A 19,602-nucleotide genomic window follows, 5' to 3' on the forward strand; every position below is an offset into this window, starting at 1 on the left:
GAGATCCACCATGCAGCATTCCCTGCTTTCCAAGAACGCCCTGGTCACCGGGGCCTCCCGTGGCATCGGCAAGGCCACCGCCCTGGCCCTGGGGGCCGCCGGCGCCCATGTGCTGGTGCACTGCAACCGGGGCGTGGAGGAGGCCCGCGCCGTGGCCGCCGAGATCCGCGACCGGGGCGGCCGCGCCGACGTGCTGGTGGCGGACCTGGCCAGCGTCGACGGGCCGCGCATCCTCGCCGCCGAGGTGGGCGAGCGGGTACGCCGGCTCGACGTGCTGGTGGCCTGCGCCGGCATCGCCCAGACGGCCCGCCTGGAGGACACCCGCGTGGAGGACTTCGACCGGCTGTTCGCGGTCAACGTGCGGGCGCCGTTCTTCCTCGTGCAGCAACTGCTGCCGCTGATGGGGGAGGGCAGCAGCGTGGTGATGGTGTCGTCCCTCGGGGCGCGCTCGGCGGTGGGCGAGATCCCCGCCTACGCCGCCACCAAGGGCGCCCTGGACACGCTGGTGCTGCACTTCGCCCAGGCCCTCGGCGGGCGCGGCATTCGCGTCAACGGGCTGGCCCCGGGCGTGGTGGACACCGAGATGTCCAGCTTCGTGCGCAGCGACGAGGGGCGGGACTTCGTGCTCGGCATCCAGGCCCTGAAGCGCATCGCACAGCCCGAGGACATTGCCGATGTCGCGCTGTTCCTGGCCTCCGACGCCTCGCGCTGGATCACCGGCGACATCCTCAGCGTCGACGGTGGCACCAAGCTCTGACCGCCAGCCACCTCCGGGGGTAGACCCATGAACATGAAGACCGAAGTGCCCGCCGCCGGCCTTGCCGGCGAGGGTGGCCCGTCGAGGAACCTCGAACTCGACCGGCTGCGCGCCATCGCCGTGCTGCTGACCTTCTACGTCCACCTGTACCAGGTGTTCTACCCCTGGACCTTCACCATGCATTACCCCAGGCCCGAGTCGGTGGCGGACCTGTTCGGCAATGCCTGGGGCGGGGTCGACCTGTTCTTCGTCATCTCCGGCTACATCATCTCGCGCACCCTGCTGGAGCAACTGGACGGGCTGCGCAGCGGCGTGCAGCGGGCGGCCTGCATCAAGGCGTTCTACGTGCGCCGGGTGTTCCGCATCCTGCCGGTGGCCTGGGTGGTGGTGACGCTGGTGATGGCCTGCAGCCTGTTCCTCAACCAGGGCCAGTACTTCGCCCCGCCGGTGTACAACGCCCAGGCGGCGCTGGGCATCTTCACCTACACGTTCAACTTCTGGCTGCCGGACAACAAGATCGCCGGCGGGGTGCCGCTGGCGCCGTACTGGAGCCTGTCGGTGGAGGAGCAGTTCTACCTGTTCTACCCGCTGTTCCTGATCCTGCTGAAGAGCACCCGCGCGCGGGTGCTGGCGCTGGTGGGCACACTGCTGCTGGTGAGCCTGGTGCTGCGGCCCTTCAGCCTGTCCGATCCGATGAAGGTGTTCTTCTTCACCCAGACCCGTTGCGACGGGCTGATCTATGGCTGCCTGCTGTACCTGGCCAGCACCCAGCCCTGGTTCGCCGCCCTGCGCGTGCGGTCCGGCCGCCATCGCTACGCCGGCGCGCTGCTGGCCACGGTGCTGGCGCTGGTGCTGGCCAGCGTCACCGCCATCGGCTTCGGCAACGTGCTGGCGGTGCCGGTGGTCTGTGCACTGTCCCTGGCGCTGGTGTTCATGGCGGCGTGCGAGGGCGGCCTGCTGGTGTTCCCGCAGCCGCTGCAGGTGCTGCTGGACTACCTGGGCAAGCGCTCCTACACCCTGTATCTGGTGCACATCCCGATGTTCTTTCTGACCCTGGAGCTGATGCACCGCTACACCCGCAGCGAAGGCATCGCCATCACCGACGTGCTCTGGCCGCAGTACACGGCGCTGATGCTGGTGCTGGTGTTCGGCGCCACCGAGCTGATCCACCGCACCGTGGAGCGACCGATGATCGCCCTGGGCAAGCGCATCGCCGAACGCAGCCGCACCGCCGAAGCCGCCACGCCCCAGGCCCTGGCACCCACCCCGACGCCCTGAGCCCGCGCGTTTGTGGTTTGTGTAGGAGCGAGCTCTTCTCGCGAACCGCCGCCCAGGCTGCCTCCGTAGCCCGGACTTCAGTCCGGGTTCTGTGTCTGTGCCCCCCGGGCTGAAGCCCGGGCTACGAACGGTGGCCATTGGTGGGCTGAAGCCCACCCTAGGGGGGTACGCCACCCCCCCTGTAGGAGCGAGCGCTGCTCGCGAACGGCTGTTCAGGCGGGCTCCGTAGCCCGGACTTCAGTCCGGGTTCTGCGCCCGTGCTCCCCGGGCTGAAGCCCGGGCTACGAGCGGTGGCCATTGGTGGGCTGAAGCCCACCCTACGGGGGAGGCCCCGCCCGCCTGCGCATCCTTGTAGGAGCGAGCTCTGCTCGCGAACGGCTGTTCAGGCCGGCTCCGTAGCCCGGACTTCAGTCCGGGTTCTGTGCCTGTGCTCCCCGGGCTGAAGCCCGGGCTACGAACTGAAGCTCACCCTACGGGGGAGGCGACAGCTCGCCGGCTTTCCACGCCCGGTACCGCTCGGGCATGCACACGGCGCAGGGCCTGTAGCCGGCGCTCAAGGCGGTGGCTTCGTCGAGGAAGAACACCCGCTGCGCCACGTAACCGCCGCGCGCCAGGGCCTGCAGGGCGCTGCGGCAATCCAGGCGGCCGTAGAGGCGGTTGCGGCGGTGTCCGCCGAGGGTGCCGGGAACCGGGCTGAGACAGGGGCGGCCGTCGGCGCCGATCAGGCGCCAGGCCTTGGGTTCGCCCGTTTCAGCCGTCATGACGGCCCTGGAAGCTCACTTCCAGGCCGACCCGCACGCCGCTGCGCACCAGGCCGATGCCGTGGCGCAGCTGGGCGCCATAGAGCTGCCCCTGGTTGTTGCGCACGGGGCGGCGCTGGTTGCACAGCAGCACGCCGTCGCCACGGGCCAGGGGTACCACCCAGGGCCGCGACTGCATGCGCGGCCGCTGCTCGGTGAGCACCAGTTCGCCGCCGCTGAAGTCCTGCGGGTCGGAGAGCAGCACCAGCAGCCGCACCGGCAGCAGCGCCGGGTCGTCGTCGCCCGGGTGCAGGGTCATGAAGTCCTCAGGGCCGAGGCGGGTCAGGTGGGCGCAGTGCACCTGGCCGTGGGTGGCGTGCTGTTCGGGCTGGCCGAACGCCTGGCACCAGCGGTTGGCGATGGCGGCGAGCGGGGCGTGGAGGCTGTCCCAGTGGCCGTGGGGCAGGCCGGCGCGCACGCCTTCGCCCTGGCCCATGCCGAGGGTTTCCAGGCGCTCCCGTGGGCCCTGGGCCAGGCGCTCCCCCAGCCGCCGCGCGGCCTCGGGGTCGAGCAGGCCGGGCAGGGGCGCGTGGCCGTGTTCGTCCAGGGCCTGGGCGATGGCGGCCCAGTCTTCGGGCAGGTTCAGAGCGCAGGCTGTTTCAGGCATGGCGCTGTGCTCGTCGGGTGGCTGGGCTGGCTTTCACGTTGCAGCAGTTCGCGCTTGCGCTCGACGCCCCAGCGGTAGCCGGAGAGGTCGCCGTTGCGCCGCACCACGCGGTGGCAGGGGATGGCCACGGCAATGTGGTTGGCGCCACAGGCCTGGGCCACGGCCCGTACGGCCTTGGGCGCGCCGATGCGTTCGGCGATCTCGGTGTAGCTGGCGGTGGCCCCCGGCGGGATTTCCCGCAGGGCCTGCCAGACCCGTTGCTGGAAGGCGGTGCCGCGCACGTCCAGCGGCAGGTCGAGCCCCAGGGACGGGGCTTCGACGAAGCCCACCACCTGGGCCACCAGGCGTTCGAAGTCGGCATCGCCGCCCACCAGCTGGGCCTTGGGGAACTGGTCCTGCAGGTCGCGGACCAAGGCGTCCGGGTCGTCGCCCAGAAGGATGGCGCAGACGCCCCGCTGGCTCTGGGCAACCAGGATGGAGCCGAGGGAACACTGGCCGACGGCGAAGTGGATGGAGGCACCGGTGCCGCCGTCGCGGTAGTCGCTGGCGCGCATGCCCAGCAACTGGTCGGCGGTTTCGTAGAAGCGGCTGTTGGAGTTGAAGCCGGCACCGTAGATGGCGTCGGTCACCGTGGTGCCCTGTTCGCTCAGTTCCCGGCGCAGGCGCTGGGCGCGGTAGGCCGAGGCGTAGGCCTTGGGGGTGAGCCCGGTCTCGGTCTTGAACAGCCGGTGGAAGTGCGAGGGGCTCATGCCGGCGCATTCCGCCAACTGGTGCAGGTTGGGCGGCGAGTCGGCGGCCTCGATGGCGCGGCAGGCCTCGGCGATCACGGCGGTGCGGTGGGCGGCGGCTGCGGTACGGTCGCCGGCCTGGCGGCGGCTGGCGCGGTAGCCGGCGGCTTCGGCGGCCTCGGGGGTGTCGAAGAACTCGACGTTGCGGCGATTGGGCAGGCGCGCGGAGGAGCTGGGGCGGCAGTACACGCCTGTGGTTCGCACGGCGTAGACGAACTGGCCGTCGGCGGCCGGGTCGCGTGCCTGGACGGCGGCCCAGCGCTGGTCATCCGTGAGGTAGCGCGGGGCGGTGGGAAGGGTCCTGCTCATGGCATTCATCCAAAAGGGCCTGTTGACGGTTGCAGGTTAACGGGGTTGGTGACGGTGAGAACTCCGGTTCTTGCGATCGAATTCACGCTGTGGGCGGCATCCTCCACAGGTACCAGGCGGCGACGGTGCGCCAGGGGCTCCAGGCCTGGCCGAGCTGGCGCATGCGGGCGGCGCTGGGGGCCTCGTCCAGGCCCTTGAGGCGGCGGTAGCCCTCGCGCACGCCGAAGTCGTCGGCGGGGAGGATGTCGCGGCGCTCAAGGGTATAGATGAGGAACATCTCCACCGTCCAGCGCCCGACGCCATGCAGGGGCGTGAGGCGCGCCAGCAGGGCGTCGTCATCCAGGGTGAGGGCTTCGTCGCGGCTGGGCACCTGGCCGTCGACGGTGGCCTGGGCGATGCCCAGCAGGGTCTGCAGCTTGCGGGCGGAGAAGCCGCAGGCGCGCAGCCGCTCGGGTTCGGTGGCCAGCAGTTCACTCGGGGTGGGGAAGCGCCCGCCGGGGTACAGCGCCAGCAGCCGGGCGAGGATGGCGTCGCCCGCGCGGGCATGCAGCTGCTGGTAGGCCACGGCGCGAACCAGGGCCTCGTAGGGTTCGCGCTGGGGGTGGGGCTGGTGCCGGCAGGGGCCGATGGCGTCGATGTGCCGCGCCCAGTCGGCGTCCTGGGCGGCGAGGAAGCGGCTGGCATCGGTGAAGGCCGGCGGTGTCAGCGTCAGCGCCATGCTCAGAACCCCGGCAGGCTGGCGGTGCGCGGCGTGGCGGCAAGGGGCCGCAGGGCGCGCTCGTGCTCCAGTAGCCAGTGCTTGCGCTCCAGACCCCAGGCGTAGCCGCGCAGCTCGCCGTTGCTGGCCACCACGCGGTGGCAGGGGATCAGCACGGCGATGGGGTTGGCGGCGTTGGCGGCACCCACCTCGATGGCGGCGCGTGGGTCGTTCAGCCCCAGCTGGCGGGCGACTTCGCCGTAGCTGCGGGTGCTGCCGGGCGGGATCTGCCCCAGGGCGTCCCAGACCTTGCGCTGGAAGGGCGTGCCGTCGGGCTCCAGCACCAGGCGGTCGATGGCGCCCAGGTCGCCCTGGAAGTAGCCGCGCAGGGCGTCGGCAATCCCGCGCGGCAGCGGGATGTCCTGCAGGCGGTAGTCACCGAAGCGCTGGCGCAGGTTGCGCAGCAGCGCGAGGCGGTAGTCGCCGAAGCCGAGGGCGCGGATGCGCTGTTCGGTGTCGGTGACCACCAGCAGGCTGCCCAGCGGGGACTCGAGGGCGCTCAGCAACAGGTTCATGGGGTGGCTCTCCTTGTCATGGACGGTGTTCCTTGTGGCGGGGTTCAGCGCAGCCGGACCACGCCGTGGCGTTGCAAGAGGTAGACCTCGCCGCTGGCGAGGTGCAGTTCGGTCCGCCCCGTTTCGTGGGTGCGCCACCAGGCCTGGCGGGCATCCACCATGGCCTGGAAGGCATCCAGCACCTGGCGCTTGGCCTGTTCCGCCGCGTCGTGGGCCTCTGGCGGTTCGCCGAGGTGGGCGGCCGCTGCGGCGGGAATGTCGGTGAGGTCGGGCACGAAGGGGCTCTCGTGGCTGGCACGGCGGCGTCAGCCGGCGCGGCGGAAGGTGAAGTTCAGGCGCTGCTCGCCCAGGCTCGGGTGCGGCGGCCCTTTGAGCGGGGCCACGCCGTGAAAACGCAGGCGGTCCTGGCCACCCCACACGGCCACGTCGCCGTGGTGCAGGAGGAAGCGCCGGACCGGGTCGTTGCGGCGCTGCCCGCCGAACAGGAAGGTGGCGCTCATGCCGAGGGAGACGGACACCACGGGGGCGTCGAAGCCGCGTTCGTTGCGGTCCTGGTGCAGGCTCAGGCGGGCGCCGGGCTGGTAGCGGTTGAGCAGGCAGGCGTCGGCGTCGAAGCCCGGGAAGCCGGCGGCTTCGGCCGCCTGTCGGGCCAGTTGGCGGAAGCGTTCCGGCATGGCCGGCCAGGGGGCGCCGCTGTCCGGGTCGGTGGGGCTGTAGCGGTAGCCACGGCGGTCGGTGGTCCAGCCCAGGGCGCCGCAGTTGGTCAGTGCGACGGACATGCGGAAGCCGCCGGGGGTGAGCATGTGGCGGAACGGCGCCTGGGCCTGTAGCTGGAGGATCTGCCGCAGCAGTTCGTCGGCCTGGTCCAGGGCGAAGCCGCGCAGGATCACGGCCTGCTCGGCCATGGCTTCGCGCTGGCCGCTGGCGTGGGTGGCGAAGAGGTCGGGGGTCATGGGCGATCCTCAGGTGGCGTCATGGAAGATCAGCCCAAGGGTGTGGCGCTGGCCGCTGCGCACCAGGCTGACACCGTGGCGCATGGCGGCGCGGCGGAAGCCGCTGCGCTTGCCGGGTACGGGGCGCAGGTCCACCGGGAAGATCACCGCGTCGCCCTGGCGCAGGGGCACCACGTCGGCCCGCTGGGTGCCGGCCAGGTGCTCGGTGAGGACGAATTCGCCGCCGGTGAAGTCGCGCCCGGGCTCGGAGAGCAGGATGGCGATCTGCAGCGGGAAGTTGTGCTCGCCGTAGAGGTCCTGGTGCAGGCGGTTGTAGTCGCCCGCTCCGTAGCGCAGCAGCAGCGGGGTGGGGCGTGTCTGCCCGGCCCGGTGGCAGCGCATGAGGAAGGCGTCCAGGGCCTCGGGGTAGCGCGTCTCCAGGCCGAGGCGGGCCTGCCAGCGGTTGGCGATCCGCGCCAGCGGCGGGAACAGCCGGTGGCGCAGGGTCGTGAGCAGGGCGGGCAGGGGGTAGGCGAAGTACTTGTACTCGCCCTGGCCGAAGCTGTGCCGGGCCATGACGATGCGCGAGCGGAAGGTGCGTGCGTCCGGGTAGAGCGCGGCCAGGTGGGCGCAGGTGTCGGCGTCCAGCAGCTGCTCGATGCAGGCGTGGCCGTGGCGCTCCAGCTGCGCTTCCAGTTGGGGCCAGTCCAGGGCATCGAGCCGGTCGAGGAGGGCGGTGGGGGTGAGGTCCGGCGCCACCGGGCACGAGAGCACGGCACTCATGATACGGACAGGCTGCCGTGGGCCTGGGGCAGGCCCATGGGGCGCAGGCGGGTGAGCGGTGCCAGGGGCCGCAGGCTGTCGAACAGGCCTTGTGGGCTGGGCTCTTCGGTGCGTCGGCAGGTCTGCGCGACCCGTTCCAGGAAGCGCGAGAGGTGGGCGCTGGGTTCGCCTGCCGGGCGCAGCAGGTAGGTGGTGAGTTCGGAGTCGGGCAGCGACAGGGCGCGGGTGACGATCTCGCTGCCGGCCAGGTCGCTGCGCTCGGTGCCGCTCACCAGGGCGACGCCATAGCCGGCGGCGACCAGGGCCTGCATGGTCTCGCGGGAGATGTACTGCTCGGCGATATCGAGGCGGGCGGCTTCGTCCTCGCTGAGGTGGGCCCGGAGCAGCCGGCTGATCTGCTGGAACTGCCCTTCGTGGACTTCGCTGTGGCTGAGGATGAGCGGGTGGCGGACCAGCTCCTGCAGCGGGATGCGCCGGTGCGAGAGCAGCGGGTGGCGGGCCGGCAGGGCGGCGACCAGCGGGTCGCTCCAGACGGGCTGGGCCTGCAGGCCGCTGCCGGCGGCGTCGATGCGGGCGAAGCCGAGGTCGTAGTGGTGTTCCAGCAGGCCTTTCACCTGCTGGGCGTAGCTGACTTCGAACAGGCGGATGCCCAGTTCCGGCTCCTCCTGCCGGCAGCGGGCGAGCAGGTCGGCCAGGCGGTTCGGGGCGATGCCGTCGGACACGGCGATGCGCAGGGTGCCGCGAAAGCCGAGGGCGACGCCGCGCATGTCCATGCGGGCCTGTTCGAGGGCGGCGAAGATGCGCTTGGCGTTATCGAGGAACACGCTGCCGGCCCAGGTGAGCTGCACGCCCCGGGGGTTGCGCTCGAACAGCTGGATGCCGAGCTCGGACTCCAGTTCCTTGATGGCCCGGGACAGCGGGGATTGCTCGATGTGGAGGCGGGCGGCGGCGCGAGTGAAGTTCAGTTCCTCGGCCACGGCGAGAAAATAGCGAAGATGACGTAGCTCCATGTGTGTTTCGTCTCCTGTCTGTCATCGACTCTGCGTTCTTCAGGGCTGGGTGCGGGGGGTTCTCCCGGGGTACTGCGAATGAGGGGGCACGCCGGGCCAGGCCATGCCTGGGCCCCGGGTGGCCGTTGCGCGGGGCGCACGGGCCGACGCGCCCACTATCGGGGGACAGTGGGGCGTTGGCACTCCGTTTCTTGCGCTTGAATTTGCGGGCCGGATGGCCGGGCCTAGAGCGCCCGGCCGGCTTCTTTCTAGTGCAGCTTGAAGCGGGGGTCGGTGCTGCGGCCGATGCGGTCGCTGAGCATCAGCAGGAAGGTGCGGAAGGCGCCGTACAGGGCCATCTGGTGCATGCGGTAGAGGGAGATGTAGAACATCCGCGCCAGCCAGCCTTCCAGCTTCACGCTGCCCATGAGGTTGCCCATGAGGTTGCCGACGGCGCTGAAGCTGGAAAGGGAGATCAGCGAGCCGTAGTCCTGGTAGCGGTACTCGGGCAGGGTGTGCTGACCGGCGATCCGCGCCTTGAGCGATTTCACCAGCAGGGAGGCCTGCTGGTGCGCGGCCTGGGCGCGGGGCGGGACGTTGCGCTCGCTACCGTCGCCCAGGGGGCAGGCGGCGCAGTCGCCGAAGGCGAAGATGTCGGTATCCCGGGTGGTCTGCAGGGTGGGGGTCACCACCAGCTGGTTGATGCGGTTGCTTTCCAGGCCGTCGAGATCCTTGAGGAAGGCCGGGGCGCGGATGCCGGCGGCCCAGACCTTGAGGCTGGCGGGGATCTTCTCGCCCTGGGCGGTGAGCAGGCCGTCGGCGGTGACTTCCTTGACGGCAGCGCCGGTCATGACGCGCACGCCGAGCCCTTCCAGGGTGCGGTGCACCGGGGCGCTGATGCGCTCGGGCAGCGCGGGCAGTACCCGCGGGCCGGCTTCGATCAGGGTGATGCGCATGTTCTCCGGCTGGATGCTGTCCAGGCCGTAGGCCGCCAGTTCGTGGGCGGCGTGGTGCAGTTCGGCGGCCAGTTCGACGCCGGTGGCACCGGCGCCGACGATGGCGACGCTGATCTGGTCGTCGTCACCGTCGCGGGCGTGGGCGCGCAGGTAGTGGCTGAGCATCTGCCGGTGGAAGCGCTCGGCCTGCTCGCGGGTGTCGAGGAAGATGCAGTGGCGGGCGGCGCCCTCGGTGCCGAAGTCGTTGGTGGTGCTGCCGACGGCGATCACCAGGGTGTCGTAGGCCACTTCGCGGGCGGGCACCAGTTCGCGGCCTTCCTCGTCGAGGGTGGCAGCCAGCTGGATGGCCTTGCGGCTGCGGTCCAGCCCGCTCATGCGGCCGAGCTGGAACTCGAAGTGGTTCCATTTGGCCTGGGCGACGTAGTTCAGCTCGTTCTCGGTGGAGTTGAGCGAGCCCGCCGCGACTTCGTGCAGCAGCGGTTTCCAGATGTGGGTGAGGTTGGCGTCGGCCAGGATGATCTTCGCCTGGCCGCGTTTGCCGAGGGTTCTACCCAGGCGGGTGGCAAGCTCCAGGCCGCCGGCGCCGCCGCCGACGATCACGATGCGATGGGTCATGGGGATTTCTCACAAGGCTATAAGAATTCTTTTCGTGGGCGCCTTCGTGGCGCTTGGCGCGGCTCACAGGACGAGTCGCGCGAGGAGGCGGCTGAGCAGGCCCAGGCCGATGACGAGTGCCAGGAGGATGAGCAGGAGCCGCCAGGGCTTGAACGGCTGGCGTTCGACCTGGTGCTGGGGGAGGCTCAGGTACTGCTCGACCTTCTGCTGGTCGTCGGGTGTCAGGCGGCTGGGCATGGCGTGCCTCGACGGGGAAATATGACGTGCATTCTAGACGTGCCTTCCGGCGGCGCTCAATGCGCGCTTGCGTGAGCGGTCACAGGCCGATGCCAAGGTCGAAGAGCACGGTCCGCCCGAGGTTGGCACGGAGGAACTCCGGGGCACCCGGCTGGGCGAAAAGCACGCGGGCGTAGGTGGGGCCCACCACGGACAGCGAGCGCCAGCCCTGCAGGAGGAATTCGGTCGGCGGCGGGAACGGGCTGTTGAAGTCGGGGCGCACGCGCTTGAGGCTGACGAAGGCGAGCAGGTCGAGCTCGGCCGGGTCCAGGCCGCGTTCGCGGTAGTTGTGGGCCTTCTTGCGCAGCGTGGGGGCGAGCGTCGCCTGCAGCTCCTTCATGGCGATGCGCTTGGGGCGCGTCTCCCGGCGCAGCAATTGGCTGAGGGAGGATGCGCTGCGGCGGCGCTCCAGTTCGGCGCGCCACTCGTCGTTGAGGCGGCGGCCTTCGTCGAGCACGAAGAAGACCTCGAAGTTGGCCTCGCGGAACTCCACGTCGGGGGGCTCGGCGCCGGTGCTGAAGTCTTCCAGCCGATAGGGCTGGTTGAGCGCCTGCAGCAGGCGCTGGCAGACCCAGCGTTCGCGCTCCCACTTGCGCGCGTTGGAGAGGAATTCATTGGCCTGCTCGGCCTGGCGGGTGAGCAGGCGCAGGTAGTCGGATTCGTCCATGGCCGGAGAGTAGGGGGCGAGGGCGGTCGGCTGCAAGCCGCCGCCGGGTGTGGCATTGCGCTGCGATGTGGCGGCCGGCGCCTTGGTATAGACTCTGCTGCGTTTGCCGGATGCCCGCCATGCACCTTCGCCCTGTCACCCCTGATGACCACGCCCAACTGATCGCCCTCTGGCAGCGTACGCCGGGGCTGCGCCTGCGCGAGGACGATGCTCATGCGCCGTTCTGCGCCTACCTGGCGCGAAACCCGGGGCTCAGCCTGCTGGTGGAGCGCGAGGGCCAGGTGGTGGCCTCGCTGATGGCCGGGCATGACGGCCGTCGCGGCTACCTGCAGCACCTGGTGGTGGACGTGCCGCTGCGCGGGCAGGGCCTGGCGCGGCGGTTGCTGGATGCGGTGCTGCAGGGGCTGGCGGCCGAGGGCATCGGCAAGTCCCATGTATTCGTCCTGCGGGACGCGCCCGAGGCGCTGGCGTTCTGGTCCGCCCAGGCGGACTGGTCCCGGCGCGGGGATATCGCGGTTTTTTCCACGAACGGAGTGACACGATGAAACGGCTCTCTTTGGCGCTGCTGCTGGCTCTGCTGGCCGGTGGTGCGCAGGCGCTGGAACAGGGTGAGCGCTTGGCGCCCTGGACCCTGCTGGACCAGTACGAGAAACCCTACAGCCTGGACAACCAGTTGGGGTTGCTGCTGGTGGCGCGCGACATGGATGGGGCGAAGCTGGTGAAGGCGGCTCTGGACGGCAAGCCGAAGGACTTCCTCGAACAGCGCCATGCGGTGTTCGTGGCGGACATCAGCCGCATGCCGTCGGTGATTTCCAAGCTGTTCGCCGTGCCGGCGATGCAGGACTACAACTACCGCGTGCTGTTGGACCGCGAGTCCCGCGTGGCGCCGCGCTACGAGGCCCCCGAGGGCCAGGTGCTGGTGCTGACCCTGCGTGACGGCGTGCTGCAGGGGCAGAAGGCCTTTGCGTCGGCCGAGTCGCTGCGCGCGGCGCTGGACGCGGTGCCGCCGGCGCCGTGATCGCCGCCGAGCTGCTGTCCGACACCAGCCTGGGGCTGGGCTGGGCGATCTACGTCCCGGCCCTGGCCTGGTCGGTGATGCGCGCGCCGTGGCTGGAGTTGTTCAGCGACTTCCGGCGCCAGCACCTGCTGTTCGGCACGGTGCTGGCGCTGTTCCTGTTGTGGATGGTGCGGCGGGACTTCGACTCCGGGGTCTCCTACCACTTCATCGGCATGACGGCGGTGACGCTGCTGCTGGACTGGCCCCTGGCGGTGCTGGGCGGTCTCGTTGCACAGCTCGGCTTGCTGGCGCTGGGGCGCCAGGACGTCGCGGCGATGGGCATCAACGGGGCGCTGCTGGTGCTGCTGCCGGTGCTGGTGACGGAGCTGTGTGCGAAGTGGGTGGAGCACTTCCAGCCGCGCAACCTGTTCGTCTACATCTTCTGCTGCGGGTTCTTTCCCGCGGCGCTGGCGGCTCTGCTCTGCACCCTGGTGGGGCTGGGGCTGCTGTTCATCGATGGCATCTTCCCGATGCCGCCCTGGCTGGAGGACTTCGTCGGCTACCTGTGGCTGGTGATGTTCCCGGAGGCCTTCATCAACGGAACGGCGGTGACGGCGCTGGTGGTGTTCTGCCCCGAGTGGCTGGAGACCTTCAACCGCACGCGCTACCTGCAGGCGCCCTGGAAGGACGACGACAGGAGCTGAATGGCGCTGGATTCACTGCCCCGATGATCGGCACCGATTGACGCCGATCAAGGTCGGGCGACCTGGCGCGCGCGGATGATCCCCCGGTCACTTCGAACGAGGATGCAACCATGGGTGTTCACGATTGGGCGCGCGCCGCGCTGGCGCAGGTGCTGGAGCAGGGCGGTAGCGAGGGCTTCGACGAGGCACTGGCCTTGCGGGCGCTGCTGAGTGCGGTGGTGGAGCGCAGCAAGGGCGTGCGCTCACAGGAGGACCTGGCGGCGGAGCTGATGTTCCTGGCGGACAACCTGGATGACGGGCGGGACTACGCCTTCATGCGCCCCTGAGGGCGCATGGGATCAGTGACGGTCAGGGAGGTCACCGGAGAACAGTTCGTCCTCAAGGTTGTCACCGGGGATGGCGTGCTCTTCGGCGGCCCAGGCGCCCAGGTCGATCAGCTTGCAGCGGTGGGAGCAGAAGGGCCGGTTGGGGCTTTGCGGGCCCCATTCGACGGGCGCTCCGCAGGTGGGGCATTCAACGGTCATGGGTTGGCTCATGGCTGGCCTCCTCGCAGTGTCAGATAGAAGGCGTGCAGTCGTTCGACTTCGGTGTGCATCCAGGCCAGGTCCCGGTCATTCAGCAGCACGTCGTGGGCGGCAGCCAGTCGCTTGTCCCGGTCGGCCTGGGCCTTGAGGATGGCCTGGACCTGTTCCTCGGAGACGCCATCACGGGCCATGGTGCGCTGCACTTGCAGGGCTTCGGGGACGTCCACCACCAGCACGCGCTGGGTCATGCGGTGCTGCCCGGACTCGATGAGCAGCGGCGAAACCAGGATGGCGTAGGGGGACTTGGCCTCCGCCAGGTTGCTGGCGATCTCCTGGTTGATCAGCGGATGCAGCAGGTTTTCCAGCCAGCGGCGTTCCTCCGGGTGCTGGAAGATGTGCTGGCGCAGGGCGGCGCGGTCGAGCTGCCCGTCGGCCAGGAGGACGCCGTCGCCGAAATGCTCGGCGATGCGAGCCAGGGCGGGGCGGCCGGGCTCCACCACCCAGCGGGCGGCGTGATCGGCATCCACCATGTGGATGCCCAGGGTGTTGAAATGAGCAGCAGCGGCACTCTTGCCGCTGCCGATGCCGCCTGTGAGGCCAAGAATCCAGGGTGTGGTCATTTGAAACCGGCGAACTGCAGATAGGTCCCGGTTATTTGATCACCCCAGAGCAATGCGATCCAGCCGGCAATCGCCAGGTAGGGGCCGAAGGGAATGGGCGTGCCGCTGTCGGCATCGCGCAGCTTGAGGATGATGATCCCCAGTACCGCACCGACCAGGGACGACAGCAGGATGGTCAGCGGCAGCACCTGCCAGCCACCCCAGGCGCCGAGCATGGCCAGCAGCTTGAAGTCGCCATAGCCCATGCCCTCCTTGCCGGTCACCAGCTTGAACACCCAGTACACGCTCCACAGGCTCAGGTAGCCGCCCACCGCGCCCCAGAGGGCATCCTCCAGCCCGGTGAACAGGCCCTGGCTGTTGACGATCAGCCCAAGCCAGAGCAGCGGCAGCACCAGGGAATCAGGGAGCAGCTGGTGGTCGATGTCGATCATGCTCATCGCCAGCAAACCCCAGGTCAGCACCAGGAAGGCGCCCGCCTGCCAGGTGAAACCGAAGTGCCAGGCGACGTAGGCGGAAAGCAGCCCACAAGCCAGTTCCACCAGCGGGTAGCGCTTCTTGATGGGGGCCTTGCACGACGAACACTTGCCGCCCAGGGCCAGCCAACTCACCACCGGGATGTTCTCCCAGGCCTTGATCTCGTGCTGGCAATGGGGGCAGCGGGAGTTCGGCAGAACCAGGTTGAACGTCTCGCCCGGCGGCTCCGGCGGTAACTCCAGAGCCTCGCGGGCCTGGATCTTCCAGTCGCGGAACATCATCACCGGCAAACGGTAAATGACCACGTTGAGGAAACTGCCGACCAAGAGACCGAGGAGGAATACGCAGAAAACAAAGGCCGGCAAGTTGCCGGCCAGGAAGTCGAGAAAGGACATTCTTAGACGACTTGACCGAGTTGGAAGATGGGCAGATACATCGCAACGATAAGGCCGCCTACTACTACACCAAGAACGGCCATGATCATGGGTTCCATCAGTGCGGTCAGGTTGTCGACCATGTTGTCGACCTCGGTTTCATAGAAGCTCGCGACTTTATCCAGCATATCGTCGAGGGAACCAGACTCTTCACCAATAGCTGTCATTTGCAGTGCCATGCTGGGGAACACGCCTGTGGTACGCATGGAAAAATTGAGCTGCATACCGGTCGATACATCCTGCTTGATCTGGTTTACCGCTTTACGGAATACAACGTTGCCGGTAGCGCCAGCGACTGAATCCAGTGCTTCGACCAATGGCACCCCGGCAGCGAAAGTGGTGGACAGGGTACGTGCGTAACGTGCAACCGACGATTTGTAAATGATGTCACCGACGATTGGAATCTTGAGCAGCACCTGGTCGATCTTGTTGCGAAAGTTCTCGGAGCGCCGGTAAATCTCCCGAATGCCGAATGAGGCGCCGATTACTCCAATCAGGACGATAAGCCACCACTCTTGCAGAACCTGTGACAGGCCAATAACCATCTGGGTAAAAACTGGTAGCTCCGCCCCAAAGCTTTTGAAGACATCCTCGAACTGCGGTACGACCTTGATCAGTAGAATGGCGGAAACAATGATTGCCACAACCAGTACCGCAATCGGATAGGTCATGGCTTTCTTTATCTTGGCTTTCAGTGCCTCGGTTTTTTCCTTGTAGGTGGCCACGCGATCTAGCAGGGTTTCCAATGCGCCTGCCTGCTCACCGGCTTCCACCAGGTTGCAGTAGAGGTCGTCAAACTGGATTGGCTTTTTCCGCAGAGAGGAAGCGAAGCTGTTGCCCGCCGCTACCTCCTGCTTGAGCTCGTCCACCATCTTGCGCATGTTCGGGTTATCGAACCCTTCGCCAATAATGTCGAAAGAGCTGAGTAACGGCACGCCCGCCTTCATCATGGTCGCCATCTGCCGAGTGAACAGGGCGATGTCCGCAGGTTTGATGGCTTTTCCTGCACTGAACAACGAGACGGACTTCTTGCGTACCTTTATTGGGTTGATACCCTGCTTGCGCAGTTGGGCTTTAACCAGCGCTGGGCTCTGTCCGCCCATCTCACCTTTGACTTTGGCACCTTTCCTGTCTGTGCCTTCCCAGCTGAAGGTGCTGGTTTTAAGAGCTTTTTCCGCCATGGTGGATTAGTCCTTGGTCACGCGGTTGATTTCCTCGAGGCTGGTTACGCCCTGCATGGCCTTCAGCAGGCCTGACATGCGCAAATCATTAAAACCATCCCGGCGAGCCTGCTCGGCGATTTCAATGGAGTTACCTTCCTCCATGATAATGCGTTGTAGGGCAGGCGTGTTTTTAACCACTTCATAAATACCAACCCGGCCCTTGTAACCACCTTTGCAGTTCTCGCAGCCCACCGGGCCATAAATCTTGAAGGTACCAATCTTGTCTTCCGGGAAACCTTCTTTCAGCAGCACATCCCGTGGGACGTCCACTGGCTTCTTGCAGGCGCTGCAGAGCTTGCGAGCCAGGCGCTGGGCAATAATCAGGTTGACCGAAGTGGCGATGTTGAAGGCCGGCACGCCCATGTTGCGCAGGCGGGTCAGCGTTTCGGCCGCGCTGTTGGTGTGTAGCGTGGACATGACCATGTGGCCGGTTTGCGCGGCCTTAATAGCGATTTCGGCGGTTTCCAGGTCGCGGATCTCACCCACCATGATGATGTCAGGGTCTTGGCGCAGGAAGGCGCGCAGGGCTTGGGAGAAGTCCATGCCCTGTTTGGGATTGACATTGACCTGGTTGATACCTTCCAGGTTGATTTCAACCGGGTCTTCAGCGGTGGAGATGTTGACGTCCGCCGTGTTTAGGATGTTCAGGCCTGTATAAAGGGAAACCGTTTTGCCTGAGCCGGTGGGGCCCGTAACCAGAATCATGCCCTGGGGCTGTTTCAGGGCATTCATGTACAGTTCTTTCTGATCGTCTTCGTAACCAAGGGCATCGATGCCCATCTGTGCGCTGGTAGGGTCGAGAATCCGCATTACAATCTTCTCGCCCCAGAGAGTTGGAAGGGTATTGACGCGAAAATCGATAGCCTTGGTCTTGGAGATTTTCATCTTGATCCGTCCGTCCTGCGGTTTGCGCCGTTCGGAGATATCCAGACTGGCCATGACCTTCAGGCGTGCAGAGATGCGCGGGGCCAGTTGTATCGGTGGCCTGGCCACTTCGTGCAGGATGCCATCGGTACGAAAGCGCACACGGTAGGTGCGTTCGTACGGTTCAAAGTGCAGGTCAGACGAGCTGCTCTTGATGGCGTCCAGGAGCATCTTATTGACGAAACGCACCACCGGTGCATCGTCGGCGTCGTTGCTGGCCCCAGAGTCCTGTTTGTCTTCATCCGCGCTTACGATATCGACATTATCGAGGTCGACGTCGCCCAAATCCGACAGCCCGTTGTCGGTATTGTCGAAGAACTTCTCGATCGCATCACCGAGTTTGTCGTCTTCGACCAGCAGGGCCTCGGTGCTGAGGCCAGTGCTGAACTGCACATCGGTCACGGCCTGGTGATTGGAAGGGTCGGACGTTGCAATGAACAGTTTGTTGCCGCGCTTGAACAGGGGCAGCACGCGGTGCTGGCGTGCCAGTTTTTCGCTCACCGTATCGCGAGGTATCGCGTCCTTGTCGATGCAGCTCAGGTCGAGCATGGCAATACCGAACTGGTCGCTGATCAGTTCCACCAACACCCGGCCTTTCACCAGCTTGTTCTGAGTCAGGTAGGTGACAAGGGGGAGTTTGTTGCGTTGGGCCTGGAGCTGAGCCTGCTGAGCCGTGGTCTCGTCCAGGAGATTATTCAGGACCAGTTGCTTTGCCAGACCGGTCAGGGTGGAGAGCTCGTTCATGGGGCAAGAACCAGGCAGTTGATTGGGTTGGAGTGTTACAGCCGACACGCTAACCAGCAACCCGGTTGACCTGCAAGGAGAGCCGTGCAGTCGGGCGTCGAACGATTGCTTTGTTTCATGTCGGGCAATATGAAAAGAGACCGCCTAAGCGGTCTCTTTTATGCAGCAGTGATTAGTATTACGGGGTCTTCGTTGCTGCAGTGCGGCAGTTGGCCGGCAGGTACTTGGAGATGATTTTGCCAGTATTGCAGCTCCATTCGACGGTGCCGGCGGAGTTGTCGTTAGCCAGTGGTTTACCGCCGATTGTCGGAACGTATACCAAGGTGTTATTGGTAGACAGTTGCGGGATGCCGCCCATCGTCAGGGTGATGTTACCGGCGTCGCTGATCTCTACGTTAGTGATTTTCTGGGTCTTGATGTTAGAAATGTCCGCTTTGATTTCGGTTGCGTAAGCCTTGATACCAGCCAGGCCGCTGTCAGCGAAAGCCTCGGTTACGCCGATTTTCAGGGCGCTGGCTGCAACTGCGCCTTCGGCAACCTTGGCTCGGACGGTGTAGTCCTGATAGGCCGGCAGGGCGATAGCGGCCAGGATGCCGATGATGGCAATCACGATCATCAGTTCGATCAGGGTGAAGCCTTTCTGCATTGCTTTCATTGAGTATCTCCGAGTTTATGAGGCAACGAGGTGTTGCGCTGCGTTCGGTAATGCAGGGGGCATGCCAAGTTGCGATTAGCACTGTGCGAGCGCTGTCTGGCGCCATCCTGTGCGCTTCTGATTGCACTGCCTGGTAGGAAGAGGTCGATTACTGACAAAAAACGTCATCATTCAAACTGTGCGCTGGTTCTGCATGCTACTGGCAATCAGGAATTCAAGGGGCGGTTGTTGAGGTTGTAAAATGCCGCTGACTCTTGTTCTTCAGGTATTGCCTCCATGTTCGGGTCTTTCTTTCGCTCCACTCGCTTCAAGGCATTTGCGATTCATCTGTGCGGCTCCTTTGCATTTGGGCTGGTCATGTTGTGGCTGGTTTTCGGGGTCTGGTACCCCGCGCCTTTGCATGAGGCGGTTGGAGTTACGGGCATCTTTGTGATGTTGCTGGCAATTGATGTGGTGGTCGGGCCTTTGCTCACCTTGCTGGTTTACAAGAAAGGTAAGAAGACCTTGATCTTCGATATGGCCGTGATTCTGCTGCTGCAGCTTTCGGCACTGATCTATGGTGTTGTAGCGGTGGCCGAAGGGCGGCCGGCCTGGCTGGTGTTCAATGTTGATCGATTCGATGTGGTGCGGGCGCTGGATATCGATACTCGTCAGTTGGATGCGGCTTCACCTGAGTACCGCAGCGCTCCGTGGGCCGGGCCGCAGTGGGTGGGGGCGGATAACCCGGGGGATCCCAGGCAGCGTCAAGCTCTCATGGTGGAGTCTGCGATGGGACTGAGTGACATCCCGCAACGCCCTGAACTTTACCGTCCGCTTGAGAAGGTAGCGCCCGCGATACGGGCCAGGGCTCTGCCGCTGGAGAGGTTGTCTTTGTTCAATGATCCGGTTCGTGTGCAGCTTGAACTCAAACCCTGGAGTAAGGCTGATGCATGGGTACCCCTTATGGCGGGCGCGCAACCGATGGTCGTATTGATCAACAAGGAGTCTGCCAGTGTTGTGGCTATTGTGAATCTGCTTCCTTGGTAACGCAGCTAAATGGTGTGGTGCATTGAGTGGTTGTTGCAGGTTTTACTTTTTTCCTCGTCTGCTGCACCATTGCGCCCCGCCGCCGGAATAGCTCAGTAGGTAGAGCAGCGCACTCGTAACGCGAAGGTCGCAGGTTCGATTCCTGTTTCCGGCACCAGCTCAACAAAAAGCCCCGCAATTGCGGGGCTTTTTGCTTTCTGGTGTCCCGTCCTGAATAAGGTTTACACCTTCGCCCTTATTTCAGGAGA

25 protein-coding genes and 1 tRNA gene are annotated in these 19,602 nt (G+C 66.1%); 8 read left to right on the forward strand and 18 right to left on the reverse strand.

What is annotated here, in order from left to right; genetic code table 11:
* Window positions 1-10: 10 nt before the first annotated feature.
* Window positions 11-757 carry an SDR family NAD(P)-dependent oxidoreductase gene (locus tag BM198_RS24175; protein ID WP_074973032.1) on the forward strand — a complete coding sequence of 249 codons (747 nt, stop codon included), beginning with the start codon at window positions 11-13 and terminating at the stop codon, window positions 755-757.
* A 27-nt stretch (window positions 758-784) separates the two neighbouring features.
* Window positions 785-2,035, forward strand: a complete 1,251-nt coding sequence (locus BM198_RS24180) for an acyltransferase family protein (RefSeq protein WP_074973034.1) — start codon at window positions 785-787, stop codon at window positions 2,033-2,035.
* A gap of 470 nt (window positions 2,036-2,505) precedes the next feature.
* Here BM198_RS24180 and BM198_RS24185 read toward each other — a convergent pair whose 3' ends face one another.
* The 12 genes from BM198_RS24185 to BM198_RS24240 all read right to left on the reverse strand — a co-directional run bounded on the left by BM198_RS24185 (window position 2,506) and on the right by BM198_RS24240 (window position 11,029).
* Window positions 2,506-2,796 carry an Ada metal-binding domain-containing protein gene (locus BM198_RS24185; protein ID WP_074973036.1) on the reverse strand — a complete coding sequence of 97 codons (291 nt, stop codon included), beginning with the start codon at window positions 2,794-2,796 and terminating at the stop codon, window positions 2,506-2,508.
* Window positions 2,786-3,442: a 2OG-Fe(II) oxygenase gene (locus tag BM198_RS24190; protein WP_074973038.1), complete on the reverse strand. Its 657-nt coding sequence runs from the start codon at window positions 3,440-3,442 to the stop codon at window positions 2,786-2,788. Before BM198_RS24190 ends, BM198_RS24185 begins: the two co-directional genes overlap by 11 nt.
* Window positions 3,418-4,539: a bifunctional DNA-binding transcriptional regulator/O6-methylguanine-DNA methyltransferase Ada gene (gene ada, locus BM198_RS24195; RefSeq protein WP_044406829.1), complete on the reverse strand. Its 1,122-nt coding sequence runs from the start codon at window positions 4,537-4,539 to the stop codon at window positions 3,418-3,420. The genes BM198_RS24190 and ada overlap by 25 nt, the downstream gene beginning before the upstream one ends.
* 82 nt (window positions 4,540-4,621) lie before the next feature.
* Window positions 4,622-5,257 carry a DNA-3-methyladenine glycosylase family protein gene (locus tag BM198_RS24200; protein ID WP_074973040.1) on the reverse strand — a complete coding sequence of 212 codons (636 nt, stop codon included), beginning with the start codon at window positions 5,255-5,257 and terminating at the stop codon, window positions 4,622-4,624.
* Window positions 5,258-5,259: 2 nt separating this feature from the next.
* Window positions 5,260-5,811 (reverse strand): methylated-DNA--[protein]-cysteine S-methyltransferase, encoded by a 552-nt coding sequence (locus BM198_RS24205; RefSeq protein ID WP_074973042.1) that lies wholly within the window; start codon window positions 5,809-5,811, stop codon window positions 5,260-5,262.
* 44 nt (window positions 5,812-5,855) lie between these two features.
* Window positions 5,856-6,086: a hypothetical protein gene (locus BM198_RS24210; protein ID WP_074973044.1), complete on the reverse strand. Its 231-nt coding sequence runs from the start codon at window positions 6,084-6,086 to the stop codon at window positions 5,856-5,858.
* Between the two features lie 30 nt (window positions 6,087-6,116).
* Window positions 6,117-6,764 (reverse strand): DNA oxidative demethylase AlkB, encoded by a 648-nt coding sequence (alkB, locus tag BM198_RS24215; RefSeq protein WP_074973045.1) that lies wholly within the window; start codon window positions 6,762-6,764, stop codon window positions 6,117-6,119.
* Between the two features lie 9 nt (window positions 6,765-6,773).
* Window positions 6,774-7,526 carry a 2OG-Fe(II) oxygenase gene (locus BM198_RS24220; protein WP_074973047.1) on the reverse strand — a complete coding sequence of 251 codons (753 nt, stop codon included), beginning with the start codon at window positions 7,524-7,526 and terminating at the stop codon, window positions 6,774-6,776.
* Window positions 7,523-8,536, reverse strand: a complete 1,014-nt coding sequence (locus BM198_RS24225) for a LysR family transcriptional regulator (RefSeq protein WP_082078230.1) — start codon at window positions 8,534-8,536, stop codon at window positions 7,523-7,525. Before BM198_RS24225 ends, BM198_RS24220 begins: the two co-directional genes overlap by 4 nt.
* Window positions 8,537-8,784: 248 nt before the next feature.
* Window positions 8,785-10,086: an NAD(P)/FAD-dependent oxidoreductase gene (locus BM198_RS24230; protein ID WP_074973051.1), complete on the reverse strand. Its 1,302-nt coding sequence runs from the start codon at window positions 10,084-10,086 to the stop codon at window positions 8,785-8,787.
* Window positions 10,087-10,149: 63 nt separating this feature from the next.
* Window positions 10,150-10,323, reverse strand: a complete 174-nt coding sequence (locus BM198_RS24235) for a DUF3094 family protein (protein WP_044406847.1) — start codon at window positions 10,321-10,323, stop codon at window positions 10,150-10,152.
* Between the two features lie 79 nt (window positions 10,324-10,402).
* On the reverse strand, window positions 10,403-11,029 hold the full coding sequence (locus BM198_RS24240) for a DUF1780 domain-containing protein (RefSeq protein WP_044406964.1): 627 nt from the start codon (window positions 11,027-11,029) through the stop codon (window positions 10,403-10,405).
* Window positions 11,030-11,148: 119 nt separating this feature from the next.
* Here BM198_RS24240 and BM198_RS24245 point away from each other — a divergent pair, with 119 nt between their 5' ends.
* From BM198_RS24245 to BM198_RS24260, 4 genes are all read left to right on the forward strand, one after another.
* On the forward strand, window positions 11,149-11,574 hold the full coding sequence (locus tag BM198_RS24245) for a GNAT family N-acetyltransferase (RefSeq protein WP_074973053.1): 426 nt from the start codon (window positions 11,149-11,151) through the stop codon (window positions 11,572-11,574).
* On the forward strand, window positions 11,571-12,047 hold the full coding sequence (locus BM198_RS24250; protein WP_052807598.1) for a hypothetical protein: 477 nt from the start codon (window positions 11,571-11,573) through the stop codon (window positions 12,045-12,047). The genes BM198_RS24245 and BM198_RS24250 overlap by 4 nt, the downstream gene beginning before the upstream one ends.
* Window positions 12,044-12,730 (forward strand): energy-coupling factor ABC transporter permease, encoded by a 687-nt coding sequence (locus BM198_RS24255; RefSeq protein ID WP_074973055.1) that lies wholly within the window; start codon window positions 12,044-12,046, stop codon window positions 12,728-12,730. Before BM198_RS24250 ends, BM198_RS24255 begins: the two co-directional genes overlap by 4 nt.
* Before the next feature lie 110 nt (window positions 12,731-12,840).
* Window positions 12,841-13,056: a hypothetical protein gene (locus BM198_RS24260; protein ID WP_074973057.1), complete on the forward strand. Its 216-nt coding sequence runs from the start codon at window positions 12,841-12,843 to the stop codon at window positions 13,054-13,056.
* Between the two features lie 12 nt (window positions 13,057-13,068).
* On the opposite strand, the gene yacG is transcribed toward BM198_RS24260, so the two are convergent.
* The 6 genes from yacG to BM198_RS24290 form a co-directional block, all read right to left on the reverse strand.
* Window positions 13,069-13,266, reverse strand: coding sequence for a DNA gyrase inhibitor YacG (gene yacG / locus BM198_RS24265; RefSeq protein ID WP_044406857.1), 198 nt, complete (start codon window positions 13,264-13,266; stop codon window positions 13,069-13,071).
* Window positions 13,263-13,874, reverse strand: coding sequence for a dephospho-CoA kinase (coaE, locus tag BM198_RS24270; protein WP_074973059.1), 612 nt, complete (start codon window positions 13,872-13,874; stop codon window positions 13,263-13,265). The genes yacG and coaE overlap by 4 nt, the downstream gene beginning before the upstream one ends.
* Window positions 13,871-14,743 (reverse strand): prepilin peptidase, encoded by an 873-nt coding sequence (locus BM198_RS24275; RefSeq protein WP_074973060.1) that lies wholly within the window; start codon window positions 14,741-14,743, stop codon window positions 13,871-13,873. The genes coaE and BM198_RS24275 overlap by 4 nt, the downstream gene beginning before the upstream one ends.
* Before the next feature lie 2 nt (window positions 14,744-14,745).
* Window positions 14,746-15,963 (reverse strand): type II secretion system F family protein, encoded by a 1,218-nt coding sequence (locus BM198_RS24280; RefSeq protein WP_074973062.1) that lies wholly within the window; start codon window positions 15,961-15,963, stop codon window positions 14,746-14,748.
* A 6-nt stretch (window positions 15,964-15,969) separates the two neighbouring features.
* Window positions 15,970-17,673, reverse strand: a complete 1,704-nt coding sequence (gene pilB, locus BM198_RS24285; RefSeq protein WP_074973065.1) for a type IV-A pilus assembly ATPase PilB — start codon at window positions 17,671-17,673, stop codon at window positions 15,970-15,972.
* A 178-nt stretch (window positions 17,674-17,851) separates the two neighbouring features.
* Window positions 17,852-18,328 carry a pilin gene (locus tag BM198_RS24290; protein ID WP_074973068.1) on the reverse strand — a complete coding sequence of 159 codons (477 nt, stop codon included), beginning with the start codon at window positions 18,326-18,328 and terminating at the stop codon, window positions 17,852-17,854.
* 276 nt (window positions 18,329-18,604) lie between these two features.
* Between BM198_RS24290 and tfpZ the strand changes: the two genes are divergently transcribed.
* Window positions 18,605-19,354 carry a TfpX/TfpZ family type IV pilin accessory protein gene (gene tfpZ, locus BM198_RS24295; RefSeq protein ID WP_074973070.1) on the forward strand — a complete coding sequence of 250 codons (750 nt, stop codon included), beginning with the start codon at window positions 18,605-18,607 and terminating at the stop codon, window positions 19,352-19,354.
* 81 nt (window positions 19,355-19,435) lie between these two features.
* Window positions 19,436-19,511, forward strand: a tRNA-Thr gene (locus BM198_RS24300).
* Window positions 19,512-19,602 lie beyond the last annotated feature (91 nt).

Origin of the sequence: Metapseudomonas otitidis (genome assembly GCF_900111835.1) — a bacterium.
Taxonomy (GTDB): domain Bacteria; phylum Pseudomonadota; class Gammaproteobacteria; order Pseudomonadales; family Pseudomonadaceae; genus Metapseudomonas; species Metapseudomonas otitidis.